25 protein-coding genes and 1 riboswitch are annotated in these 23,340 nt (G+C 41.0%); of the genes, 19 read left to right on the forward strand and 6 right to left on the reverse strand.

The window, feature by feature from the left end:
- Positions 1 to 31: 31 nt before the first annotated feature.
- The 9 genes from DVB69_RS09575 (at position 32) to DVB69_RS09615 (ending at position 9,329) form a co-directional block, all read left to right on the forward strand.
- Positions 32 to 1,510, forward strand: a complete 1,479-nt coding sequence (locus DVB69_RS09575; RefSeq protein WP_116018892.1) for a sodium/proline symporter — start codon at positions 32 to 34, stop codon at positions 1,508 to 1,510.
- Between the two features lie 213 nt (positions 1,511 to 1,723).
- On the forward strand, positions 1,724 to 2,410 hold the full coding sequence (locus DVB69_RS09580; protein ID WP_116018893.1) for a CoA transferase subunit A: 687 nt from the start codon (positions 1,724 to 1,726) through the stop codon (positions 2,408 to 2,410).
- Positions 2,397 to 3,047 (forward strand): 3-oxoacid CoA-transferase subunit B, encoded by a 651-nt coding sequence (locus DVB69_RS09585; protein ID WP_116018894.1) that lies wholly within the window; start codon positions 2,397 to 2,399, stop codon positions 3,045 to 3,047. The genes DVB69_RS09580 and DVB69_RS09585 overlap by 14 nt, the downstream gene beginning before the upstream one ends.
- 135 nt (positions 3,048 to 3,182) lie before the next feature.
- Entirely contained in the window at positions 3,183 to 4,028 is an 846-nt protein-coding gene (locus DVB69_RS09590) for a 3-hydroxyacyl-CoA dehydrogenase NAD-binding domain-containing protein (protein WP_116018895.1), read from the forward strand.
- Entirely contained in the window at positions 4,021 to 4,821 is an 801-nt protein-coding gene (locus DVB69_RS09595; protein ID WP_199562842.1) for an enoyl-CoA hydratase/isomerase family protein, read from the forward strand. Before DVB69_RS09590 ends, DVB69_RS09595 begins: the two co-directional genes overlap by 8 nt.
- Before the next feature lie 14 nt (positions 4,822 to 4,835).
- The gene (locus tag DVB69_RS09600; RefSeq protein ID WP_116018896.1) at positions 4,836 to 5,996 is read left to right on the forward strand and encodes an acyl-CoA dehydrogenase family protein; all 1,161 of its coding nucleotides are present in this window, start codon (positions 4,836 to 4,838) and stop codon (positions 5,994 to 5,996) included.
- Positions 5,997 to 5,999: 3 nt separating this feature from the next.
- Positions 6,000 to 7,187: a thiolase family protein gene (locus DVB69_RS09605; RefSeq protein WP_116018897.1), complete on the forward strand. Its 1,188-nt coding sequence runs from the start codon at positions 6,000 to 6,002 to the stop codon at positions 7,185 to 7,187.
- Between the two features lie 21 nt (positions 7,188 to 7,208).
- Positions 7,209 to 8,195, forward strand: a complete 987-nt coding sequence (locus DVB69_RS09610; RefSeq protein WP_116018898.1) for an NAD(P)-dependent oxidoreductase — start codon at positions 7,209 to 7,211, stop codon at positions 8,193 to 8,195.
- A 39-nt stretch (positions 8,196 to 8,234) separates the two neighbouring features.
- A complete protein-coding gene (locus DVB69_RS09615) occupies positions 8,235 to 9,329 on the forward strand; it encodes a tartrate dehydrogenase (protein WP_116018899.1) in 1,095 nt (364 codons plus the stop codon).
- Between the two features lie 64 nt (positions 9,330 to 9,393).
- Here DVB69_RS09615 and dapA read toward each other — a convergent pair whose 3' ends face one another.
- On the reverse strand, positions 9,394 to 10,278 hold the full coding sequence (dapA, locus tag DVB69_RS09620) for a 4-hydroxy-tetrahydrodipicolinate synthase (RefSeq protein WP_116019258.1): 885 nt from the start codon (positions 10,276 to 10,278) through the stop codon (positions 9,394 to 9,396).
- Positions 10,279 to 10,397: 119 nt separating this feature from the next.
- Positions 10,398 to 10,575, reverse strand: a riboswitch (Lysine riboswitch).
- A 315-nt stretch (positions 10,576 to 10,890) separates the two neighbouring features.
- On the opposite strand from dapA, the gene DVB69_RS09625 reads away from it, so the two are divergent.
- From DVB69_RS09625 to DVB69_RS09665, 9 genes are all read left to right on the forward strand, one after another.
- Positions 10,891 to 11,349 carry a LytTR family DNA-binding domain-containing protein gene (locus DVB69_RS09625; protein WP_116018900.1) on the forward strand — a complete coding sequence of 153 codons (459 nt, stop codon included), beginning with the start codon at positions 10,891 to 10,893 and terminating at the stop codon, positions 11,347 to 11,349.
- Complete coding sequence (locus tag DVB69_RS09630; protein WP_116018901.1) at positions 11,346 to 11,756, forward strand: DUF3021 domain-containing protein; 411 nt, start codon at positions 11,346 to 11,348, stop codon at positions 11,754 to 11,756. Before DVB69_RS09625 ends, DVB69_RS09630 begins: the two co-directional genes overlap by 4 nt.
- A 181-nt stretch (positions 11,757 to 11,937) precedes the next feature.
- Positions 11,938 to 12,195 (forward strand): GrpB family protein, encoded by a 258-nt coding sequence (locus DVB69_RS09635; RefSeq protein WP_116018902.1) that lies wholly within the window; start codon positions 11,938 to 11,940, stop codon positions 12,193 to 12,195.
- A 30-nt stretch (positions 12,196 to 12,225) separates the two neighbouring features.
- Positions 12,226 to 12,648: a DUF1284 domain-containing protein gene (locus tag DVB69_RS09640; protein ID WP_116018903.1), complete on the forward strand. Its 423-nt coding sequence runs from the start codon at positions 12,226 to 12,228 to the stop codon at positions 12,646 to 12,648.
- A gap of 8 nt (positions 12,649 to 12,656) precedes the next feature.
- Positions 12,657 to 13,307 (forward strand): hypothetical protein, encoded by a 651-nt coding sequence (locus DVB69_RS09645; RefSeq protein WP_147300772.1) that lies wholly within the window; start codon positions 12,657 to 12,659, stop codon positions 13,305 to 13,307.
- Between the two features lie 208 nt (positions 13,308 to 13,515).
- Positions 13,516 to 13,722, forward strand: a complete 207-nt coding sequence (locus DVB69_RS09650; RefSeq protein ID WP_116018905.1) for a helix-turn-helix transcriptional regulator — start codon at positions 13,516 to 13,518, stop codon at positions 13,720 to 13,722.
- Positions 13,719 to 14,402, forward strand: coding sequence for a DUF3169 family protein (locus DVB69_RS09655; RefSeq protein WP_116018906.1), 684 nt, complete (start codon positions 13,719 to 13,721; stop codon positions 14,400 to 14,402). Before DVB69_RS09650 ends, DVB69_RS09655 begins: the two co-directional genes overlap by 4 nt.
- 150 nt (positions 14,403 to 14,552) lie before the next feature.
- Positions 14,553 to 15,350 (forward strand): hypothetical protein, encoded by a 798-nt coding sequence (locus DVB69_RS09660; protein ID WP_116018907.1) that lies wholly within the window; start codon positions 14,553 to 14,555, stop codon positions 15,348 to 15,350.
- 191 nt (positions 15,351 to 15,541) lie between these two features.
- Positions 15,542 to 17,128, forward strand: coding sequence for an FAD-dependent oxidoreductase (locus DVB69_RS09665; protein ID WP_116018908.1), 1,587 nt, complete (start codon positions 15,542 to 15,544; stop codon positions 17,126 to 17,128).
- 51 nt (positions 17,129 to 17,179) lie between these two features.
- Here the strand turns inward: DVB69_RS09665 and DVB69_RS09670 are convergent, their stop codons facing one another.
- Both DVB69_RS09670 and rpmJ read right to left on the reverse strand, forming a co-directional pair.
- Positions 17,180 to 17,623, reverse strand: a complete 444-nt coding sequence (locus tag DVB69_RS09670) for a carboxymuconolactone decarboxylase family protein (protein WP_116018909.1) — start codon at positions 17,621 to 17,623, stop codon at positions 17,180 to 17,182.
- A 152-nt stretch (positions 17,624 to 17,775) separates the two neighbouring features.
- Entirely contained in the window at positions 17,776 to 17,889 is a 114-nt protein-coding gene (rpmJ, locus tag DVB69_RS09675; RefSeq protein ID WP_116018910.1) for a 50S ribosomal protein L36, read from the reverse strand.
- Between the two features lie 343 nt (positions 17,890 to 18,232).
- Here rpmJ and DVB69_RS09680 point away from each other — a divergent pair, with 343 nt between their 5' ends.
- Positions 18,233 to 19,228, forward strand: coding sequence for an LLM class flavin-dependent oxidoreductase (locus DVB69_RS09680; RefSeq protein WP_116019259.1), 996 nt, complete (start codon positions 18,233 to 18,235; stop codon positions 19,226 to 19,228).
- Between the two features lie 57 nt (positions 19,229 to 19,285).
- On the opposite strand, the gene DVB69_RS09685 is transcribed toward DVB69_RS09680, so the two are convergent.
- The 3 genes from DVB69_RS09685 to DVB69_RS09695 all read right to left on the reverse strand — a co-directional run bounded on the left by DVB69_RS09685 (position 19,286) and on the right by DVB69_RS09695 (position 23,115).
- Positions 19,286 to 20,164, reverse strand: coding sequence for an alpha/beta fold hydrolase (locus DVB69_RS09685; RefSeq protein WP_116018911.1), 879 nt, complete (start codon positions 20,162 to 20,164; stop codon positions 19,286 to 19,288).
- 22 nt (positions 20,165 to 20,186) lie between these two features.
- Entirely contained in the window at positions 20,187 to 21,848 is a 1,662-nt protein-coding gene (locus tag DVB69_RS09690) for a sodium:solute symporter family protein (RefSeq protein WP_116018912.1), read from the reverse strand.
- Between the two features lie 382 nt (positions 21,849 to 22,230).
- Positions 22,231 to 23,115 carry a TetR/AcrR family transcriptional regulator gene (locus tag DVB69_RS09695; RefSeq protein WP_158541073.1) on the reverse strand — a complete coding sequence of 295 codons (885 nt, stop codon included), beginning with the start codon at positions 23,113 to 23,115 and terminating at the stop codon, positions 22,231 to 22,233.
- Between the last annotated feature and the right edge of the window lie 225 nt (positions 23,116 to 23,340).

Genomic DNA, 23,340 nt, shown 5'->3' on the forward strand with positions numbered 1-23,340 from the left:
AATACTAAGAAAACCAAAGGAGATGGGTTAAATGCATACGATTGTTATGGTCGAATTCGTATTGTATCTCATGATCATGCTGGTTGTTGGATATCTCGTTAGTCGAAGGTCTAAAAGCCACGCAGATTTCCTTTTAGGTGGGAAGCAATTGCCGGGCTGGGCATTAGCATTTTCAGAACGTGCTACTGGGGAGTCGGCATGGCTCTTATTAGGATATACCGGTTTTGTATTTGCTACAGGATTATCAGGCGTTTGGGTAGCAGTTGGGATTGCTTCAGGCATTATCTTCTCATGGCTGTTCTTGGCAAAACGATTTATGAAAGAAGCAGAAAAAACCGGTACGTTGACCCTTCCAAGTTATCTAGCACATCGTTTTGGTAAACATGGAAAAATTATTCTTTGGCTTTCTACTATTCTTATATTTAGTTTTATGATGTTCTATTTTGGAGCACAAATTGCAGGTGCCGGAAAAACATTGTTGGCCGTCTTTAATATCCCGACAAAGGTCGGAGCCATTTTAAGCATTATTGTTGTCGTAATCCTTGCCTATGTAGGGGGCTTCGTAACCGTCGTTTGGACAGACATGATCCAGTCTATCATGATGCTGATTACATTGGTTGTATTACCGATTGTAGCGTTAGTCCAAATTTCAGCTGCTGATTTGTCTATTAGTCAGGCTCTTATGGCGGCGGGGCCATCGATGGATTCGTGGACAGGTGGAGCCATCGGGTTTTCATTGGGATTATTGCTCTTTAACAACTTTGCCTGGTTCTTCGGTTTCCTTGGTGGCCAACCACAATTAAGTGCACGATTTATGGCTCTGAGAAGTGAGAAGGAAGCAAAACAAGGAAGTTTTGTCGCAATCACTTGGACGATCTTAGCATACAGCGGAGCGTTCATGATCGGAATTACGGCACTCACATTATATCAAGGTCAAGTATTTGCAGACGTTGAGATGATTCTACCTTTTATGATTCTTGACTTAATGCCGCCTTGGATTGCAGGTATTCTACTGGCAGGTATACTAGCGGCCATCATTTCTACTGCAGATTCACAGTTATTGGTCATTACAAGTTCAGTTAGTGAAGACATCATACAACGCGCCATGAATTTGAAGCTGTCTGAAAAGAAATTGGTCGCGATCTCCCGTCTAACGATTGTTGGTGCAGGAATTGTGGGCTTAGTGATTGCCTTAACCTCGAAGTCTCTAGTTTTTCTCGTAGTCAGTTGGGCATGGGCGGGGGTCGGGTGTACGCTGTCGCCAGCAGTCATGTTAACGTTCTTCTGGAAACGGTATTCAGGCATTGGCGTTATCGCGACAATTGTCTCGGGGTTTGTGAGTACCGTTATTTGGATTTCTACACCACTGGATGCGATTGCGACATCTCGTTTCACAACATTCTTCATCGCAGCGGCATTCGGCATTGTCTTCAGCTTACTGTTCCCAGATAAAAAAGAAGAAGAGCAGGATTCATCTTCTGTAGAAACATCAGAATCTACACCTATTTAAGTAAGACGACGATAAGAGTTATCTGGATGAATGAAAGGCGCAGACTTTATGGTTTGTGTCTTTTCTATGTAAATAGCTGAAACATTCACTATGTCACTTCAGAATTAGAATGAATTACAAGCAAGCCTTTTGAATATACATGGAATGTGGAAGAAGTACGCTCGATTTAAATAAATAGCAAAACGCGAGAACATGATGGAAAGGAGATCAACCTTGGGAAAATTGTTGAAGCAAAGTGAGTTTGTGAAATTTATAAAAGATGGGGACAAACTGCTTGTCGGTGGTTTTGGGATGTCTGGAACTCCGTTGACGTTAATAGATGGCATAGCCGCCTCCTCGTTAAAAAACCTGACGATTGTCAGTAATAACTTAGGAGAGCCTGGTAAGGGCTTGGGGATTCTTTTGCAAGAAAACAAATTAATCAAAGCGATCGGATCGTACTTCACGACAAATCGTGATGCCGTCCAAGCATGGGTGGATGGTGAATTAGAAATTGAATTGATCCCGCAAGGAACGTTAGCAGAAGCGGTCAGGTGTGGAGGTGCAGGAATCGGCGGTTTCTATACTAAGACAGCGGTGGGCACTAAATTAGCTGAAGGAAAAGAAGAGAAAGTCATTGATGGGGAACGATTCATATTGGAAAAAGCGATAAAAGGTGATGTTTCGCTAATTAAGGCACACATAGCAGATCACTTAGGAAACTTAGTGTACGACCATACAGGCAGAAACTTCAATCCGGTTATGGCAACTGCCGGTACAATCGTCATTGCGGAAGTGGATGAAATCGTTGAGAACGGAGTCCTGCTACCTTCGGAAATTGTAACCCCTCACGTTTATGTAGACTACATCGTAAAAAGTAATTACGTGAAAAAGGCAGGTGTTTTCGTTGAATCAGTTTGAACGCATTAAAATTGCGAAACGGATTGTCCAAGAGTTGAAACAAGGTCAATTTGTCAATTTGGGTGTAGGCATACCTACGCTCATTCCAGATTATTTAGGAGAGAAAAAACTTGTGTTGCAGTCGGAAAATGGCTTGCTTGGAATGGGGCCCACTCCACCTGCTGCCGAAGTGAATATGGACTTGATCAGTGCAAGTAAAGCTCCCATCACAATGGAAATCGGCGCTTCACTATTTGATAGTTCAAATTCATTTGCCATGATCAGAGGCGGACATATCGATGTTGCGGTCCTTGGGGTATTGCAAGTCGATCAGACAGGTGAACTCGCGAATTGGGCTGTACCAGGGCAAACCATACTAGGTGTTGGGGGAGCGATGGATCTAGTTGCAGGAGCAAAAGAAATCATTGTCGCGACGCTACATTCATCCAAAAACGGGGATCCCAAACTTGTGAAGGAACTGACATTTCCGTCGAGTGGAATACGCAAAGCGGATCTCGTCGTTACCGAACATGCCGTTTTTAAGTTTGAGGAAGGGACGATGAAACTCGTGGAAATCTTGTCTGATATAAGTGTAGAAGAATTAAAAGAAATAACTGGAGCTGAGTTTGAATACAATTCAGAGGGAACGGACTTTTAATGGGAAGATGTTGTTTGTAGGGCAGGTTGAAGGTTTATTAGACAAGCATAGTGCTAGAAGGGTTAGCCCTTTATCCAATTAAAACACAACAACAACTATAAATCTGTTAGTAGTAATTAACGAGGAGGCTCAGTATTGAAGCAAATCACAGTCGTCGGTTCTGGAGTGATGGGAAAGGGAATTGCTTATACGTCTGCAGTGTCGGGATTTAAAGTGGTTTTAAATGATTTGAATGGTGAAATACTCGCGAGAGCGAAAAAGGATATCGAAGAGTTACTGGACGCTAGTTTTCGTGGTGGCTTTCTAAAAGAAGAGACTTACAAAAGTGCAAAACTGAATTTGGTCTATGAAGCGGATCTCGAAATTGCAGCAAAAGATGCAGATCTTGTCATCGAAGCGGTTCTCGAAAAAATCGAGTTGAAAATTGAAGTGTTTCAAAAGCTAGATCGTATTTGTAAACGTGAAACGGTCCTTGCCACAAACACATCAACAATGAGTCCGACTGAAATCGGTGCACAAACATCACGACCCAGCCAAGTTTTGGCGATGCATTTCTTTAACCCAGTTCATAAGATGAAGTTGATAGAAGTGGTAAAAGGTCTTGAAACGTCAGATGAAACCGTTGGATTTGTTAAAGGTATTGCCGAGTCACTAGGAAAAGAGGCTATTGAAGTCAATGAGTTTCCAGGTTTCGTAACCTCTAGAATGAACTGCTTAATTGGCAATGAAGCCATGAATTTGCTGATGGAAGGGGTAGCTTCGGCTGAAGATATTGATAAGGCGATGAAGCTAGGTCTGAATCATCCGATGGGCCCATTGGAACTTGCTGATTTGGTCGGGTTGGATACAAGGCTTCGAAACATGGAGTATTTGTATGCAACGCTAGGCGAGAAATATCGGCCCTGCCCTCTTCTTGTGAACTATGTAAAAGCGGGTCGTCTTGGGAAGAAAAGTGGAAAAGGATTTTACGAGTATGCGTGAGGGAGGAATCGGTATAGCTAGTTTTACGAACATTCTTGTAAAAAAAGAAGCTGGCATCATGTGGCTCACACTGAATCGCCCGGAGACGAGAAATGCACTAGACGCGAAAACGTTATTGGAAATCGATTCCGCCTTTTCGCTTGCTGAACTGGATAAGGAAGTACGAGTAGTTGTCGTTCAAGGTGCAGGCGGTAAATCGTTTGCTGCTGGAGCGGATATAAAGCAACTCCACAATCGAGAGGCTCTTGAAGCGCTTGTGCCAGGAATGCAAGGGTTGTATACAAAAATTGAAAACTGTTCGAAAGTGACTATCGCAGCTATCACTGGATTTGCTTTAGGTGGTGGATGTGAATTGGCGCTCGCTTGTGATATTCGTGTTGCAACGAAACAAGCAAAATTCGGATTACCCGAACTGAACTTGGGGATTATTCCAGGGGCGGGAGGTACGCAACGCCTTTCAAGAATCATTGGAAAAGGACGTGCACTTGATATGATTTTGACCGGGAAAATAATTGATGGTGAAGAAGCGGAGCGGATTGGCTTAGTGACCTATTTTGCTGAAGAAGAGGGTCTCGGTGAAACGGTGAGGGAAGTGGCTTCCAACGTCTTTAAAAAAGGTCCGATCGCTGTACAACTTGTAAAAGCAGCGGTTCATAAGGGGTTCGATATTGATTCTGGAACAGCGATGTGGATTGAGAAACTATCCCAGGCAGTCGCCTTTACTACAGAAGACAAAAAAGAAGGCACACTAGCATTTCTGGAAAAAAGAACTGCGAACTTCATTAATCGATAAGGGGAGAATTGGTTATGGATTTCAATTTCACAGAAGACATAGAGTTTTTAAGAGCGACGGTTCGAAAGTTCGTTCGAGAACAAGTTGAACCGGTCGCAATGGAAATTGAACAAAGTGATCGTATTCCGAAAAGGATTGTCGATCTGTCCAAAGAGTTGGGCCTCTTCAGTCTCGGTATTCCTGAAGAATATGGTGGGCTTGGACTGGATATGGTCGGTAAGTGTGCGATCTATGAAGAACTTGGGAAAACGCATAATGGGTTTACAACGTTAATTGGTGCTCACACAGGAATTGGAACTGTTGGAATCGTGGATCTAGGTAACGACGAGCAGAAGAAGAAGTTCCTGCCGAAGATGGCTTCGGGTGAATGGATCGGTGCATTTGGATTGACGGAGCCAAGCGCGGGGTCGAATGCAGCCAATTTGAAAACGACCGCTGTTAAAAAAGGCGATAAATATGTCATAAACGGGTCAAAGCATTATATTACAAATGCGGTAGATGGACATGTTTTTACTGTCATGGCGGTAACAGATAGTTCCAAAGGGGCACGTGGAATCACTTCGTTCATCGTTGAAAAGGACACGCCAGGTTTCATCCTTGGAGCGGTGGAACAGAAAATGGGCTTGAGAGGTTCGCATTCTGCTGAACTGTTTTTCGACAATATGGAAGTCCCAGAGGAAAACGTCTTAGGTGAGGTAGGATCAGGATATATTAATGCCTTGAAGATCCTCGCGAATGGTCGTGCAGGCTTAGCCGCAAGAAATTTAGGTTCATGCGTAAGATTGCTGGAACACTCTCTTGAATACGCTCATGAGAGAGAACAATTTGGCCAAAAAATTGTCGACATCCAAGCAGTCCAGCATATGCTTGCTGAAATCAGTATGCAAATCGAAGTTCTTCGCTCCATGACGTATCGTGTTGCTTGGATGACTGATCAGAATAAGCGTGTAGTAAAAGAAGCTGCGATTGCTAAGCTGTTTGCTTCGGAAGTGTATAACAAGGTTGCAGATTTAGCGTTACAAATTCACGGAGGCATTGGATATATGAAAGACTATCCAATTGAACGCTATTATCGGGATGCCAGGATTACAAAAATCTATGAAGGTACTTCTGAAATTCAAAGAAATATTATTGCCAGTGAACTGAAACGTGATTATGCGAATAAGGGGCTGTAGGAGTTGCGGAATTCTTATATTGTTGAAGCGGTAAGAACTGCAATTGGCAGAATGGGTGGTTCGCTTAAAGATGTTACAGTCGATCATCTAGCTGAAAAAGTGATTCGGGATTTGATGGAAAGAACGAACAAAAACATCGAAGTGGATGAGGTCATTTTAGGTCAAGCAAAACAAAGTGCAGACACATCGAATTTAGCTCGTCTTGCTGCGCTAAGAGCTGGACTTCCAGTTACTGTTCCGGGATACACCGTTCATCGTCAATGTGGGTCAGGCTTACAAGCTATCAATAATGCGGACCAACAAATCCGATTAGGGTTATCGAATGTAGTGATTGCAGGTGGTGCAGAGAGCATGAGTACAGCTCCCTATTACATTCGACATGCACGATATGGTTTCGGAGCGGGGAATGGGATGATTTTGGATCCGAATACAGAAAGTCAGCCGTGTTCACAGCCCGCCGAAACGTATGGGGCATTGACAATGGGAATAACGGCAGAAAATCTAGCTGATCAGTACTCTATTTCACGAGAAGAGCAAGATGAATTCGCAATGAGAAGTCAACTTCTAGCTGAACAAGCGATTCAGGAAGGTCGTTTCAAGGACGAGATCGTGTCTTTTGAAGTTAAATCAAAAAAAGGGAGTTTTCAATTTGATAGGGACGAACATCCACGTAAAACCACGAAAGAACAACTATCAAAACTGCGTGCGGTTTTCAAAGACAATGGGACAGTTACTGCAGGAAATGCGAGTGGAAGAAATGATGGTGCATCCGTCTTGCTGATGATGTCAGAGGATAGTTTGAATGAGTATGGGGTAATACCAAAGGCGAAAATCATTGCACAAGCAGTAAGTGGCGTATCTCCTGAGGTGATGGGGATTGGCCCGGTCATTTCGACACAGAACGCATTGAAGCAATGTGGTCTTTCGATTGAGGATATTGACTTGATTGAACTCAACGAAGCATTTGCGGCTCAAGCGATATCTGTCATTAAAGGAACAGGAATGGACATTGAAAAGGTGAATGTAAATGGTGGCGCTATTGCACTCGGACACCCGATTGGTGCGACTGGTGCAGTGCTTATGACAAAATTACTTTATGAAATGGAACGTCGAGGTTCAAAATATGGGTTGGTGACTCTTTGTATCGGCGGTGGGCAAGGGATTACAACGATTGTCGAAAACCTACAATGACTTGATGAAAGGTGTTGGCTAATGTCTTTGCATGTCATTCAAATACTTCCGATGTATCATCCTGACGGCGAGGAAAAGTTGAGAGAACTTGCAGACGTGAAGCAATTCGATGAGTTTGACGAAATAGAAATTATTAAGTACTTACAACAAAACACCGTAGATGGAATCATCTTGAGAGCACCTGCAAAAATCACACCAGAACTTTTAAATCACTGTGAACACGTAACTGCGATATCAGGCGCAGGAATCGGACTCGACAATATAGACGTGGAGTATGCGACATCAAAAGGAATCAAAGTGTTGCACGCACCTAAAATGAATAGCACAGCGACAGCAGAACACGCTATAGCGCTACTGCTATCTGTTATGAAAGATATTAGTATTTTTCATACGGAAATGCAAAAAGGAAACTTCTCTTTCAGAAATGGAAGGTATACAACAGAATTAGAAGGTAAAACGCTTGGGCTTATTGGGTTCGGATCGATTGCTCAAAAAGTGGCGAACATAGCGAAGAATGGTTTTGGAATGAAAGTAATCGCATACGTACGAACGATTTCTTCACAAAGGCAAGAGCTCGCTGATTCTTTAAGGGTTGAAGTGACTACTTCAATGGAAGAGGTTTTCAAAACGAGCGATGCAATAAGTCTTCACATACCTTTGACCGAACAAACGAGAGAACTGATTGATGAGAAGTTCTTTGTTCTTATGAAACCTTCTGCCGTTCTCATCAATACATCTCGAGGTGGTGTCATCAAAGAAGCACATATGGTTGCAGCACTTAAAAATAAAACTTTCAGAAGAGCTGGAGTAGATGTATTTGCAGTTGAACCGCCATCTGAAAATCATCCTTTTTTTGAGATGAATGAAATCACGATGACTCCACATATTGGCGGAATCAGTATTGAAGCCGCAAAAAAGACGTCTATTGTGATAGCAGAGAACTTAATAAAGGCGATTAACGGTGAAGAATTATCTGTGGTCGCAAACGCTGGAAAACTGTTAAAATAAAAATGGATGATTCACCGACGTAAAGCATAGGAGGATATGATGAAAACATTTAAAATTGCGCTTATACCAGGAGATGGGATTGGTCCGGAGGTCGTTTCGGAAGGTGTAAAAGTATTAAAAGCGATTGAGAAATTAGATCCAACACTTTCTTTTGCGTTCACAGAGTTTCCTTGGGGATGTGAGTATTACTTGGAACACGGTAAGATGATGGCGGATGATGGTATCGAGCAACTTAAAGGATTCGACGCGATTTATTTGGGCGCTGTAGGGTATCCGGGTGTGCCTGATCATATATCTTTATGGGATCTATTACTCAGGATTCGGAAAGAGTTTGATCAATACGTGAATCTTAGACCGATTACGCTTTTGAATCCAACACTAACGCCATTGAAAGACAAAACAGCTAAGGAAATCGACTTTCTTGTGATTCGTGAAAACAGTGAAGGCGAATATGCAGGGGCAGGAGACCGACTATTCAAAGGAAAACCTGAAGAAGTCGTCTTGCAAACGGGCGTTTTTTCTCGGAAAGGGACGGAACGGATCATTCGGTACGCATATGAAGAAGCAAGAATGTCAAATCGGACATTGACGAGCGTTAGTAAAGCGAATGCATTGAACTATTCCATGGTGTTCTGGGATGAGGTGTTTGATGAAGTCGGAAAGGAATATCCTGACGTTCAAACGTATTCCTATCTTGTGGATGCCGCAAGTCTTTACTTTGTGACGGAGCCGGAGCGTTTTGAAGTGGTTGTCACATCGAATCTTTTTGGTGATATTTTGACCGATATAGGGGCAGCGATCACTGGTGGCATGGGCTTAGCGACTGGTGCGAACATTAATCCAGAACGTACCTATCCTTCTATGTTTGAACCTGTTCACGGTTCAGCTCCTGATATTTCCGGAAAAGGTATTGCGAATCCGATTGCTGCCATCTGGTCGGTTAGTCAAATGATGGACTTCTTTGGAGAAGAAAGGTGGGGCGAAGCGATTCTGTCTACAATTAAAGATATTCTAACTGAACAAGAATCCCTCACTTCAGATTTAGGAGGGAAATCTTCCACTTCACAACTAGGGATTCGGTTTGTTGAATTGCTATCAGCAAGGGTTAGTGAAGTTAGCTTTACTCAAGAATAATAAAAGTAGCCCATTCCAGCGATTATGATTGGAATGGGCTGCTTTTTATATTAAAAATATAAACCTAAAGAAGTATCGTTTCTTGTTGGTGAAGAATGCGATTCAATGAATTCAACTGTGGATCCGTCAACGGCAGCATCGGTAATCGAACCCCGCCGACTGAGACACCTTCCAAGTTCAACGCAGCTTTGACAGGCGAAGGATTCGGTGCCGCGAATAGTTCCTTCATAATTGGCAGCATACGGCGGTGCATAGTTGCGGCTTCACGAATGCGACCGCTGTTAAAGTGACCGATCATTGTTTTCATCTCAGAGCCGATAATGTGGGCAGAGACGGACACAACGCCAGCACCTCCAATAGAGAGTACAGGGAGTGTCAACCCATCATCGCCACTGTAAAGTGCAAAGTTAGATGGGGTATTCTCAATGATGTCTGACATGGCATCTAAGTTGCCGCTTGCTTCTTTAACAGCAACGATATTTGGAATGTCAGCAAGTCGGATGATTGTTTCCGGGCTCATATTGACTGAACTGCGGCCCGGTATATTATAGAGCATGATTGGCAGGGATGTGGATTCCGCAATGACGCTAAAATGCTGGTACATCCCTTCTTGAGAAGGTTTGTTGTAATAAGGAACGACTAACATGATCCCATCGACACCTGCCGCTTCAGCTTTTTGCGTCAACTGAACGGATTCTCTCGTATTGTTCGATCCTGTTCCTGCGATGACGGGGACTCTTCCAGCAACGACTTGTACCGTAAATTCAAACAAATTTACCTTTTCTTCAAACGTCAATGTAGGGGATTCCCCTGTGGTACCTGCAACAACGAGGCCATCAGAACCGCTTTCCAGTAAATGATTGATTAAGTTTCGTGTGGCAATGAAGTCAATTTCCCCTTGCTCATCAAACGGTGTTACCATAGCAGTAATTAGTTGTCCAAAATTCATCTGTTCTCCATCTCCTTTTGTTTTATTACAAAACATAGAGGTGGAAGGCAGTGTCTCCTGAGACGCAAAAAGCAGCAGCGTAGAGAACGCTGCTGCTTAGAAATAATAAATTATTCCTTGCATCAGATAGCCCTCCATATAGTTTCCTATATGACAGTCCTGAACTTGTTCAGCCCAGAACCAGCTTTGAGATAATGAGCATCTCTCCACTTCGGCAAATTCCCCTCTCCACAATCTTCAACGGATCTCATCATCCTCAGAATGTGTACTAATGGTCTTTGCGCCTCTATCCTCATTTCGAAGGTTACGAAATAAGTGAATGTTTAATTACAAGTAGCATACCCTTTAGCGAATAAAAATGCAACTAGAGATAGAAATTCTTAATTTATTAGGCGTTATGCAAATCCTTCTTAAGGAGATGAAACTCTCTACTCACGTATGAAAACAGACGCTTGACTGCTAGAAACAGACCGCTTACTTGAAATGAGAAGTTGTTTCACACATTCTCTCGTATACTGATCATACAAAGACATTACGAATGGGGTGGCAGGGAAGAGAGGATAGAAGCAAATTGTATTAAGAACCTCACTATTAGCGAAAGGGAGTTTTACGATGAAGGTCTCCTTGAATATCGATTCATCTATAATTGAAACAACCGTCACAATTGATTGCAAAGAATTAGATCCAGAAGTACAAGGAGTATTGGATTTTCTAAATAGGCAAGAGCTCGATTTCGTTGTTGGGAAAGATGGAGACATGCAACATATTATGAAGCCTTCGGATATCCATTATTTTCACTCCACACCTGAGGGGGTGACTGCAGTGACTCAGAACGGTTCGTTTTTAGTGAAAGAAAAACTATATGAACTAGAATCCTTTTTACCATCTAACCAATTCATCCGACTATCAAAATCTGTTATTGCGAATCTTTATGAATTGAGCAAGTTTGAAGCGTCATTTAACGGGACACTTGCAGTCTATTTTAAGTCAGGAACAAAAGAATACGTTTCTAGAACATTCGTAAATGGTATTAAACATGCTCTAAAAATGAAAAGGAGGGACAACGAATGAAAACATTTCTATTTCGAAGTACAATTGGTATTTTCTTCGGCGGCTTTCTAGCAGTGATTCTCACAGCATCAATAATTTTAGCAAACGGCTTAGAAACTATCGATGCTGTGGCATTTATGAAAAGCGCTGTGGGAACTATGTTTTGTGCTTGGTTTTTTAGTGTAACCCCCCTCTATTTTGAAAATGAAAATTGGTCACTATTACGACAAACTAGTTATCACTTTATTACAGTGATTATTCTATACTTCTTTACTGCATTCGGCTTGCAATGGTTCAGTTTTACCCCCTTAAGTTTTTTAACTTTCGTCCTAATGTTTTTAGGAGTCTATGCAGTGATTTGGGTTAGTTTTTACTTCTACTTTAAAAATGAAGCGAGGAAAATGTCTGAAGAGTTGGATGGGCTTTAAATGGGGAAACGATTAGCTTATTAAATCTGAAGCATAAGATCATTCAGTTTGTGTAAACGAAAAGAGAGAAGGTTACCTCTCTTTTCGTTTATTTTAATACTTAGTTTTCTAAGATCTGGGGTATTCTTAGAATAGGTACTTAGTAAGTCAAACTTTTTAACCCTAAAAAGGAGGACAAATCATGGTAGTCGTAGTAGCAAAACATGACCCTAAATGGGCTCAGTTGTTCCAAGAGGAAGCCCAAAGAATCCGACAGATATTTGGTGAAGAAATCGTAGACATTCATCACATTGGCAGTACTTCTGTTCCAGGATTACAAGCGAAACCAATTCTCGATATGATGCCTGTCGTCCGGGATATCCTGAAAGTTGAATGCAGAATTGATCAGAAAAAAATCCAACTGACGATGGTTAATGCCAGTTGGATTTGTAATGAGTGATACAAATAAGCAACTAAGGGGAAGTATCTAATGATCAAATTAAGAGGCCATCATATTTTTTGTTTACTCGGATATCGAGGAATGGGTTATTCAGAAGAATACGTAGCCAATATGACAAAAATCCATACAATTTTGCGCGAAAAACCTGACACCATGATCCAGATAATTAAAGGACCTGATCACTTATGCCGGAAGTTTCCAGAAGATCAGCCATATCATTGCGAAGACAAAGGGATTTACATCCGCGATAAGGAAATCGTGAAACGTCTTGGTCTTAAATTTAGTGATGTGCTGCCTTGGCGGGAAATAGAACGTCGGATCCGTATACACGTGAAAGCATCGGATATTGAAGTCGTCTGTGAAACCTGTTCATGGCGCTCTTATGGTTTTTGTGAACAAGGCGTCGAGCGTGTGATTGAAGCAAAGGGGTTAATGGAAGTGGAACAGAAATGAGGATGGAAATGAATGAACTGAATCTGATTCAACATAATAATGAAGTCATGTCGAATTATGACGTGAAGCAACACGAAATTTCTTTTGTCCTCTATTTGAGTCCTGAAGAGCAAGTTTGTATTATTGGAAAATTAGATAATAACTACATTTGTTGGTGCTCTATAACTCCTATATCCGATCATGAAACCAATGCTTCTATTTTTGAGTATGTTACTCATCAAAAAGACAAAATAATTTCTAATGTTCATAAAGCTCTGGGGTCTAATTATTCAGAAGTGAACAGCTGGCACAAACTACATATTAATAAAAGAAGATTTAAGGGAGAAGATCTTTATTATTCACCTGTTAGTTCATCCTTCTTTAAAGAGAGCAAGTTTTTTGCTAGTCAAATTCAACGCTTCTACAAACAAGAAAAAATGAAATGTGACGTTAGATTAATTGACGATTTTTACCTTGTAATTTTAGAAAAATATAAAGTACTTTTAAACAAAAGAGATCAAGATCCCAGTTATTATATCGAAATGCAACCGATAATACAGATTATTGAGGATGAAAGTTATCTAAAGCTTTGTACCACCTCGAGAATTAGGAAATTATATGTAGAGTGCGTGAACAGTTGCACCAATATCTATAATACCTATATGACCTCAGTTCGTTAGATGGACTACACCACGGTATTGTCCAAAACTAAATATATCCTCACTACGTAGGGAAGCTGGAGATTCATCAATCCTACTAACCCTCAACCGAACTCGTCTTATATGACGGGTTCTTTTTTAATATTTGAAATGTAATCTAGTCATTTTGACAAATATACTTGTCAAAATGAAATGCATACGTTACACTCCTTGGTAAGAGGTGAGATCAGTGAGAACACGTTTGAAGGAATTGCGTGCCCGAAATGGGCTGAATCAGACTGAGCTCGCAAAAAGGGCAAAAGTGTCGAGGCAAACAATCAGTTTAATTGAGCGGGAAGAATTTATCCCTTCATTACTAATTGCCGTACGAATTGCGAGGATTTTTAATGAAGCGATTGAATGTGTTTTTCTATTCGAAGAGGAGGAGATTGAATGAGAACGGTCGTCTTGGTTTTAGTTGGTGCGTTGGTGGGGTTTGTCGTCATGTATGCAACGCTGACCTATCAGATAGACTTTAACTTTCTAACAATTGCGTTTCAAGTGAATGTGGCCTTAGCTTGTCTCACAGTGATTTTACTACTCTATATAGGTTTTAGCATTCTACAAATGCGGAGAAAGGCGATTGAGAACGTTTCAAAAGATGAAGAAGATGAACTGGACATATGGCTATACAAAAAGTTCAGTGATACAAATTTAGTTGTTATAGCCACGATTGTGATTGGAATTGTATCGACAGCAATTGCTCTCATTACCAACCAACCTACTTGGCTGGAGCTGGTTTCAACGGTTTCAGCAACGATTGCATTTGCTCTGTCCATTGGTGTTTCAAGTATGATCAATAGATTTTATCCAGATCGTAACTTGCCTTCGGTTAGTGAAAAGGATTATGCGAAAAAGTTGCTAGCGGCTTCTGATGAAGGAGAGCGTCATGTAATGTTGGAGGGGCTCTACCGTTCTTTCAATACGCTAAATGGCACGCTTATACTTGCGTTGCTCGTGCTCATCGTATATTCAATCGTCACAGATGTATCGCAATTATTCGCCATTGTACTCATTGGTGCCGTTCTTGTTGCAGCAAATGCTCAATACTTTTTATTGATTCGCAATAAATCGTAACGTGGTGATGTAAACAAAACTATTTTAGTAATCAGCCACAAAGATGCCGTTCGCAGCATATCAACTAACTCGTAACTTTTTCAATACTTACAAACCCCTGTCTACTTTTTGATCCCCCGACTCTATATAGAGGAAAAGGGGGATTTTAAAATGACACACTACTTATCTCAATATGCGAAATTTACCTCAAAAGAAGCTATGGACTTCTCAGCACGGCAACATTTAGACACGCACTGGAACCAGTTGAATAAGACAGATCGAGCAATTCTTGAAATAATCCGATGCTACTCCGTAAAATATTTAGCTGCGCATTTAAAGCATGAAACAATTGAAAAGAAATTGGGGAAGTCGAATTCCACTGTAAGACGAGCGATTTGTAAGTTGGAAAATCTACAAATTATTGAACGAATCCAATTTGTTCGTCTAGTTATGAGCGGCCTTGGTGCTAACATTTATGTTATTTTGCCTGTAAATGAGCAGGGGAGAATGGGCAGTGGAACTAGCTTGAAAGAAGCTGATGTGAGCGGGGTTTCTAAGAAGCAATCCGAAAAGGAACCTTCTCTTTATAAATCTAAAAGTCTTAAAGATCTTATAAAGACGTCTCAGCCTGCGGCAGAAAAGTTATCCACAACACTATTTGGGAAAATGAAATCGTTACTATCATTTAGCGGGGATGTATCGAAAGCCAGAGAATTCTGTGGAATTCATAAATCCCTATCAGGAAAAATGCTTAAATTTGATATCCATAAAGGAAAAGAAGAACTATTTGAGGATTTATCCTATCAAGCCACTCATATTACAGTTATGGCAACCAAAGCAAAAAACATTCGTAGTATGCCAGGGTATTTCAGAGGAGTCTTGCGTCAGCTCATGTGTGAGGCTCTTTTTAAAGACATCTATCAGGAATACACGGTCTCCGTTGATGACTTATATTGCCCGGGGAATTAAGTAATGGAACCTTTCACCTTTCAATATTCCCTCAGCCGGTCCGTCTGTAACAGGACAACAAGATTTTGCCCACTTCTCTCTAAAAATAGAGAAAACAAGACGTTTACATGGATACTTTGTTCAGTTTGATTGCATACTTTTGAAGCGTATAAGCAGATGGCAGGTAGGGAATCCTTCGTAAAAGTAAGGAAATGAATGGAGGACTAATTTTGACTCTTAATAATGAAAAACTACCTAAGGAACCGTTATCTTATTGGCGCACAAATATAGAATTTCCTAAGTTTCCTAAATTGGAACGGGATATTGACGTGGATGTAGTGATTGTTGGGGCAGGTATTACGGGAATCACTTCAGCTTATCTGTTGGCTAATGAAGGATTGAAAGTCGCTGTTATCGACTCTGACGAAGTCCTGAATGGAACCACGGCACACACTACTGCAAAGATAACTGCTCAACATGATTTGATATATGCTGAATTCATCCATAGTATGGGAAGAGATAAGGCGGGATTGTATTATCAAGCGAATTCAGAAGCACTCAACTTTATAAAGAAGACAGTGGATGAACATTCAATCGAATGTGAGTTTAGTCCCCAAGATTCTTACATTTACGCTACCACGGAGAAATGTGCGAAGAAGGTAGAAAAAGAAGCAGAGGCTTATAAAATTCTTGGAATCGATGGGGAATTGGTTGATACGATTCCGTTTGAAATAGAAATCCAAAATGCACTAGTAATGAAAAATCAAGCACAATTTCATCCAACAAAGTATCTTGTCCATCTCATTGAGCTCATCAAGGAAAAAGGTGGCCAGATTTTTGAACAAACAACAGCGGTAAATATAGAAACCGGTGATATGCCGTCCGTTCTAACTACGGAGGACTCCCGAATAACCGCTAAGCACGTTCTCATTTGTACGCATTTCCCATTTTATGAGGGAACAGGTCTTTACTCAACTAGACTATATGCAAGTCGTTCCTACGCCTTGGCAGTCAAGACCAAAGAGAGATTCCCTGGTGGAATTTTTATTAGTGCGGATAAGCCTACGCGTTCCTTACGCTCCGTAAACGCAAACGATGAAGAGTTGGTCCTCATTGTCGGAGAAGACCATAAAACAGGTCAAGGAATTGAAACGATGGATCATTATAAGGCTTTGGAGACGTTTGGGGAAGATGTATTCGAACTGGAAGAAGTGAGATATCGTTGGTCGGCACAAGACTTAGTGTCATTGGATAACTTGCCATATATCGGTGAGTTAACAGCTGGAAATCCTAATGTGCTGATAGCGACAGGATTCCGAAAATGGGGAATGTCGAATGGAACCGCCGCTGCTCTGCTATTCAGGGACATGGTTCTTGGCAAAGAGAATCCCTATGAAGAGCTATACACCCCAGCGCGTTTCAATGTTATTCCAAGTGTGAAAAACCTTGTTGTTGAAAATGCTAATGTAGTGGGGCAGCTCATTAAAGGAAAGCTAGATAGACCAGAGAAAACACCTGAAACCTTATCTAATGGGGAAGGCGCTGTCATTACGTTGGATGGTCATCGAAAAGGCGCGTTTAAAGATGACGAAGGTAATGTTCATATCGTCGATACGACGTGTACGCATATTGGGTGTGAAGTGTCATGGAATAACGGTGAACGGTCTTGGGACTGTCCGTGCCATGGCTCTCGATTTTCATATACCGGAGAAGTGATCGAGGGGCCGGCTGAAAAACCGTTACAGAAATATGACTATAAAATGATTGATAATCTTACTTCGGAGGATTCAGGATATTAACTGAAGGGAATTACAAAAAATCGAGCATTAAAAAATGCTCGATTTGAAGGCTTATTTTTCAGTTGCATGATTCCCCATTGCTATGGAAATCCTGTTCCAATTATTGATTTGGTTAATGATAAGGATTAGGTCGACGTATTGTTTTTCGTTGAAATGCAGACGGACACGGTTGTAAAGTTCATCGGGCACACGTTTTGTTGGGATTAAAGTCACGTGCTCGGTTAACTCTAATGCAATCTTTTCCGAATCTGTGTAAAAGTCACAATCACTCCATGCTCCGATACAATATATTCGCTGCTCAGTTTCACCGTCTTTTCTCGCATCAGCAGTATGCATATTTAAACAGTATGCACACCCATTAATCTGGGAGGCGCGGATTTTGATTAACTCCTGCAGGCTTTGTTCGATTGCTGTCGTTTTTGTGTACTCCTCCATCTTCAACATAACTCCCATACCTTCTGGTGCATGATCAAAATGAGAAACTCTTTGTTCCATAACGTAAAACCCCTTTTATCTTGGATAAATGTATTATACCTCTAAAGGGCAGATACACGGTCAGAAATGCACCAAGGCTTCTAGAAATATAATACCCACCCTTTACCTCGATTGGGTAGGTATTGTAAAACTAGGGTGAGCTATCTGATGGTTTATCCTTGTCTTTGCTTATGTTTCTGATTTTCGCAGATGACCATTACTTTACCACGTCTTCGAATCACTTTACATTTTTCACAAATGGGTTTAACAGAGGGGCGTACTTTCATTTTATACAACTCCTTTTTAACTTGGTTATTTGTGTGGATTTTCAAACTACACGTGAAAGGTTCATGAACTTATGATTTTCTCTTTATATGTAGTAATATATCCATGGATTCCTTTAAAATCGCTGGCAACTTAACCCATTGTGAAAATTATTTATTGTATCACGTGAAGAAATATGACGTATGGCGCGGTTTACAAAATTACTTCATCCCATTTCGAACAATAAAGTTGATTTCCAATCTTGACTATAGTAATTTTAACCATAGGTTACTAATAGTAAGCTTGTGCGACCGAGTACATTAAACAAGCGATAAGGAGTGAGTGAAATTGACTTCAACAGCAAAAATGTTCAATGGAATTCCATTATCCGTATTGGATCTTGCACCCATCAATGAAGGCGGAAGTCCTACTGAAACATTTAAAAACAGTGTAGAATTAGCTCAACACGCAGAACAGTTAGGATTTAATCGTTATTGGTTGGCAGAGCATCATAATATGCCAGGTGTCGGAAGTTCAGCAACATCTGTTTTAATCGGCCATATTGCGGGTGCAACAGAACGGATGCGTATTGGGTCTGGTGGTGTCATGTTGCCAAACCACGCACCGCTTGTCATTGCGGAACAGTTCGGTACGCTCGATGCAATTTATCCAGGACGGATTGACCTTGGTTTAGGCCGTGCACCCGGTAGTGACCAGGCAACGGCATATGCATTACGTCGTACATTGCACAGTAGTGGGGAGGACTTCCCACAACAAGTAGAAGAACTACGTTCGTATTTCGAGCCACAACCGAATGCCCGTGTTCGTGCGTTTCCGGGAGAAGGGCAAGACATACCGATTTGGTTACTTGGTTCATCAGGCTTTAGTGCACAGCTTGCTGCACAACAAGGATTGCCGTTTTCGTTCGCCAGCCATTTTGCGCCAGCTTATGTGATGCAAGCGTTACAACTGTACCATCAAAATTTCAAGCCCTCTAGACATCTGCAAGACCCGTATGCAATGTTAGGTGTCAGTATTGTTGCTGCTGATACAGATGAGAAAGCGTTATGGCTTGCAACATCCTTCCAGCAACAGTTCTTAAGTTTACACCGGGGGATGCCGACACAATTCAAGCCACCTTTGGATGATCCGGATGCTGTGTGGTCACCAAGTGAGAAAGTGTCAGCTGCCAATATGCTCGATTCTCCTGCGACCATTGTAGGTAGTCCTGAAACGGTAAAACGTAAACTGGAAGCATTCTTGAATCAGACAAAAGCGAATGAGTTCATCATCAGTTCTCCTGTATTTTATCAGGAAGATCGCTTGCGTTCGTTTGAAATTATTGCGGAAATGATGAATTAACTTAAAAAGCCTTTGACTTTCCAATACTAGGAAAGTCAAAGGCTTTTTCTATATAGTTTACTGATTGCTATGTCGAACAAGGAATTCCGACATAAGCTGGTTGGTCAGTTCGTTTTCATCTGCAAAAAGACTGTGGCTGCTGTCCTTTAAAATATGAAGTTCACTCTTGTCGATTAATTCATGAATCTCTTCACTCTCAGAGCGAGCAGTGATCCAATCATGATAGCCCGCAAGTATTATAGCAGGGACATTCAGTTCCTTTAACTCTTCTCGAACGTCGTACGTACGAAGGAATTCTGCGAATCCTTTGTTAGCAGCCTCCACATTGCGCTCAAGTGGTGGCCGTTTCACAAGTGGTTGAGTATTTGAATCCGAGTTGGCGACAACTTTTGAATATAACGGACCCATAACTTTGTCGTATTCTTGAAGTTGTTCAATCGATTCAAATTTACCGTCCCACAACAAGTCTGCCATAGCAATTTGTTCAGCATTTCCGTGTTGTTCTACATGTTTCTTCGCTTTCTCTAAAAAACTGTATGAAGGGGAGGTAGCTGCTAAAATTAGTCCCGCTACATTCTTTTCGTATTTTACCGCATAACTCATCGCAACGATTCCGCCGTATGAATGGCCTAAAATCCAGATCTTTTCAAGGCCGAGGTGTTGTCGAAGTGCTTCGACATCTTCCACATTTTGCGTCAATGTGTAGTTATCCGGATCGTCCTTTTCTGAGAAACCACAGCCACGTTGGTCGACATAAACGAGTTGAGCCGTTTTTGTCAATTCATCTAAATAAGGTTTGAACGTAATATGGCAGCCTCCTGGACCACCGTGAATGACGAATACGACCGGTTTTTCTTTAAGGCGGTCACCATCGATTTCAATACCTTGTCCATCTACATCGTAAAAGATTTTTGTTCCGTTAATATGTGCATACATAATTTGAAAGCCTCCATTGACGTTAGTTTGATTGGTTTTCGAGCTCTGTGGCAGTGACTTTTGCCTTCTTTTTCGGCATGACGAATGCAAAGAGTGCAACGACTCCTACGCATAGACCGATAAGAGAACAAGCGATTAAGAAAGGCCACATGTTGATGAAGTTGATAGAAATCATAAATGCAGCATAGATGACGACGCTTCCTGCAAAGATTCCATAATCTTTTTTAGTAACCGTTTTGAATACGAATTTTTGTCCCTTGTCTCCTTCTTCTTTGAAGAACAGGCTAAATAGAAGTGTACCTACTAAGGAGACAATCAGACCAAGAATTACGGGATCTATGCTAGTTTGTATGATGTTGCAAAGGACTGTAGTAACTCCACCTCCTATAATTCCAGCCATTGCCCCATAGGAATTTGCTCTTGGCCAGAAGAGTCCTAGCATAATTGGAACGAATGTCGCCCCAGCGAATATCTTCAGTGTGAACAATAATAATCCCATGATGGAGGGTGTTAAAATCGCTGCAACTGTTGAGAAAGCACCAATAATAACGAGTGTCCATCTTGTAAGTCGGATGGTTTTTTTATCGTCAATAGGTAAGCCTTTTTTCTTTAGACGATGCTCGTACAAATCTCTTGTGACATGGATACCAGCACCGAGCAAATTCGAATCGATTGTTGACATGCATGCTCCGAGAATTCCAGTAACGATAATCATACCTACCCAAGGATTAATAATTTCCATCGAAAGTACAGGTAAGATTGTTTCTGGATTTGCAAGATCGGGCAATAGTGATTTTCCGATTCCACCGATTAACGTAAGACCAAATGCCATGGAAACCCCCATGAACAAAGCAATCAATAAACTGATTCGTTGAATGGATTTAACGCTTTTTGCTGAATAGATCCGTTGAATTTGTGTTTGACTGACTGTGTTAAGTGGCATGAATGTAATCACCCATCCGATAACCAACATAAACGTAACAGTCTCGGTTGTACTCATGAACTCAGTTCCAAGTACACCTTTTAGTAACTCACCACCATTGAGTGATGCACTAAAGACAGAACTACCAGGATCCATTGCATGGAAACCGAATAGGATTACTAATATCAATCCAATCAGCATAATAATTGTTTGGGCCCAGTCTGTAAGAGCAACGCCCATCAGACCTCCAAATGTCGTGTAAGTAATCGTAATAGCGGCTGTAACGACAATCGCCACAATAGGATTAATACCTAGGATAGTATTCAGGATCATGCCGATTCCGAGTATACTACCACCCGCACTTCCTATTAATGCGATAAGCGAGCAAATCGTCGTCAATGTAGCAACTGGACGGTTATATCGTTCCGCCATCAAGTCAGGAAGGGTGAACACATCGTAATGCTCTGCAATCTTACGGATTCTACCTGAGATGAAAAATAAAACAAAGTAGGATGTACTTGCAGCAACTAACATCCAAATCAAGGAGAAGCCTCCCGTATAAACCATTCCACTAAAGCCCATGTACGTGTTCGCACCGACTACTGTAGCGAGAACTGTACTGAATAATACGGCAGAATTCATTTTGTTGTCGGCTACATAGAAATCTGCTCGAGATTCTTGTTTGCCAGAAACCATAACGCCAATCACTATCATGCCGATCAAATAGATAATAGGGATTAAATAATACGTATGCCATTCCATGATGTTTCCCTCCAATTCAATCTGCAAAATTTAATATTCTAAATAATATCATCGTGTATACGATATATCAATAGTATTCTGAAAAGATATGAAACATAATTTACGGTGACTTGCATCGAAACCCTGTTTAAGAGTAATGGAACCCCTTACATTCTTTTAAAAGTTTTAATCTGATTTGGAGTAGAAAAGGATAGATTATGTAATATAGAAGGGCAAATCACATAGAATCGAGATCGAATTGACAAGATGCGTAGGGGGAATATCTCTAGAAAGTTAAAAGCCTTTGACCTTCCCGGTATGGAAAGTCAAAGGCTCTTCAGCGTTACATATAGTTGATGTGTGTCATTCAAAGCACATTTCAGTAGCGGGACAGATAAGGAATTCATAAGAGCTCAATAGCTAATAGACTTGCAAGTTTCTCTCGATAGATATCGAACTCTTTAACTGTTTTTAAATTGGCTAACATTCCTTGAAATGCATATTTTTCTATAGAAGGTTTCTGAAGTTCGCTGTTTAGAAAAGCTAAAACCCCTGTAAGTCCTTCCTTTTGAGCATCACTAAAATTCATAACTTCAAGCTGTTCTTTCATATCTGCTAATAAGGAGGATGCTTTTTCATGATGATTTAAGGAACTGCATGATTGGTTTGTGAAAAGATCCAGCAAGTTATTTTTCATAATGGGTTCTTCACCATTTTCAAAAGAGGACACCATATCTTCAATGCGATTCATGATGAAAGTTGGAACAAGCGTCGCATCTATCTGTGAATTTTGAATCAGTATCGCTGCTAGGTAACTGCTTCTAATTCCTTCAATTAGCATAATAATATCGCCTGTGTAGCCATTTACTTTATCTCCGTATACTTTTTTTAAGTTCTTTTCGTACCAAGTCAACATTTCAAATTGAGTTTTCCCCATAACTTCACGAAGTTCTTTGTTAATCGTAAAACTTTGTTCCCGCATATAAACCATGAAAAAGTCTTTTTGTTGGGCCAGTTGTTCAAATGGGACGTTTAACAGTTTTACGAGTTTTTCACGGGGAGGTAGCTGTTCAGCATCTATTTCGAGTGTTCTTGCTCTCATCTGTTCGAAATAATATTCGAAAATGGCGATGTGCAGCGCCTCTTTGGAAGGGAAGTAATTGTAAAATGCACCTTTAGATATCCCGCAATCATTCACTATCTCTTGAATGGATGTATTTGTGAAACCATTTTCAGCAAATAATTTGATGGCCGACTCAATGATTTCTTTTTGTTTTCGCGCCTTCATTAGTCTCACCTTTTCAACGTGCATATTTTTATGTATTACCATTCAGTTTACCAAGCAGTCACATATTGTCAACATAAGGGTGAGAAGTAGCTGTAATTGTTGTTTCTTCTGACCGTATAGTCATGCAACGTGAAATAATGGTTTATGTGAAAAATCAGTGAGAATAGTACGCAATAATTCTTGCGTTTGACTGATTGGTCATTTATAGTATAAAACATCATGACT

The sequence above is a fragment of the Sporosarcina sp. BI001-red genome (genome assembly GCF_003384035.1).
Taxonomy (GTDB): Bacteria; Bacillota; Bacilli; order Bacillales_A; family Planococcaceae; genus Sporosarcina.

Coding starts and splice junctions, on each gene's coding strand:
- DVB69_RS09630 (WP_116018901.1), top strand. CDS start 11,346: ATGAAAACATTTCTATTTCGAAGTACAATTGGTATTTTCTTCGGCGGC.
- DVB69_RS09690 (WP_116018912.1), bottom strand. CDS start 21,848: ATGGAATGGCATACGTATTATTTAATCCCTATTATCTATTTGATCGGC.
- DVB69_RS09695 (WP_158541073.1), bottom strand. CDS start 23,115: ATGAAGGCGCGAAAACAAAAAGAAATCATTGAGTCGGCCATCAAATTA.
- DVB69_RS09680 (WP_116019259.1), top strand. CDS start 18,233: ATGTTCAATGGAATTCCATTATCCGTATTGGATCTTGCACCCATCAAT.
- DVB69_RS09635 (WP_116018902.1), top strand. CDS start 11,938: ATGGTAGTCGTAGTAGCAAAACATGACCCTAAATGGGCTCAGTTGTTC.
- DVB69_RS09685 (WP_116018911.1), bottom strand. CDS start 20,164: ATGTATGCACATATTAACGGAACAAAAATCTTTTACGATGTAGATGGA.
- dapA (WP_116019258.1), bottom strand. CDS start 10,278: ATGAATTTTGGACAACTAATTACTGCTATGGTAACACCGTTTGATGAG.
- DVB69_RS09660 (WP_116018907.1), top strand. CDS start 14,553: ATGACACACTACTTATCTCAATATGCGAAATTTACCTCAAAAGAAGCT.
- DVB69_RS09625 (WP_116018900.1), top strand. CDS start 10,891: ATGAAGGTCTCCTTGAATATCGATTCATCTATAATTGAAACAACCGTC.
- DVB69_RS09670 (WP_116018909.1), bottom strand. CDS start 17,623: ATGGAACAAAGAGTTTCTCATTTTGATCATGCACCAGAAGGTATGGGA.
- DVB69_RS09645 (WP_147300772.1), top strand. CDS start 12,657: ATGAATGAACTGAATCTGATTCAACATAATAATGAAGTCATGTCGAAT.
- rpmJ (WP_116018910.1), bottom strand. CDS start 17,889: ATGAAAGTACGCCCCTCTGTTAAACCCATTTGTGAAAAATGTAAAGTG.
- DVB69_RS09600 (WP_116018896.1), top strand. CDS start 4,836: ATGGATTTCAATTTCACAGAAGACATAGAGTTTTTAAGAGCGACGGTT.
- DVB69_RS09575 (WP_116018892.1), top strand. CDS start 32: ATGCATACGATTGTTATGGTCGAATTCGTATTGTATCTCATGATCATG.
- DVB69_RS09655 (WP_116018906.1), top strand. CDS start 13,719: ATGAGAACGGTCGTCTTGGTTTTAGTTGGTGCGTTGGTGGGGTTTGTC.
- DVB69_RS09615 (WP_116018899.1), top strand. CDS start 8,235: ATGAAAACATTTAAAATTGCGCTTATACCAGGAGATGGGATTGGTCCG.
- DVB69_RS09595 (WP_199562842.1), top strand. CDS start 4,021: ATGCGTGAGGGAGGAATCGGTATAGCTAGTTTTACGAACATTCTTGTA.
- DVB69_RS09610 (WP_116018898.1), top strand. CDS start 7,209: ATGTCTTTGCATGTCATTCAAATACTTCCGATGTATCATCCTGACGGC.
- DVB69_RS09640 (WP_116018903.1), top strand. CDS start 12,226: ATGATCAAATTAAGAGGCCATCATATTTTTTGTTTACTCGGATATCGA.
- DVB69_RS09665 (WP_116018908.1), top strand. CDS start 15,542: ATGAATGGAGGACTAATTTTGACTCTTAATAATGAAAAACTACCTAAG.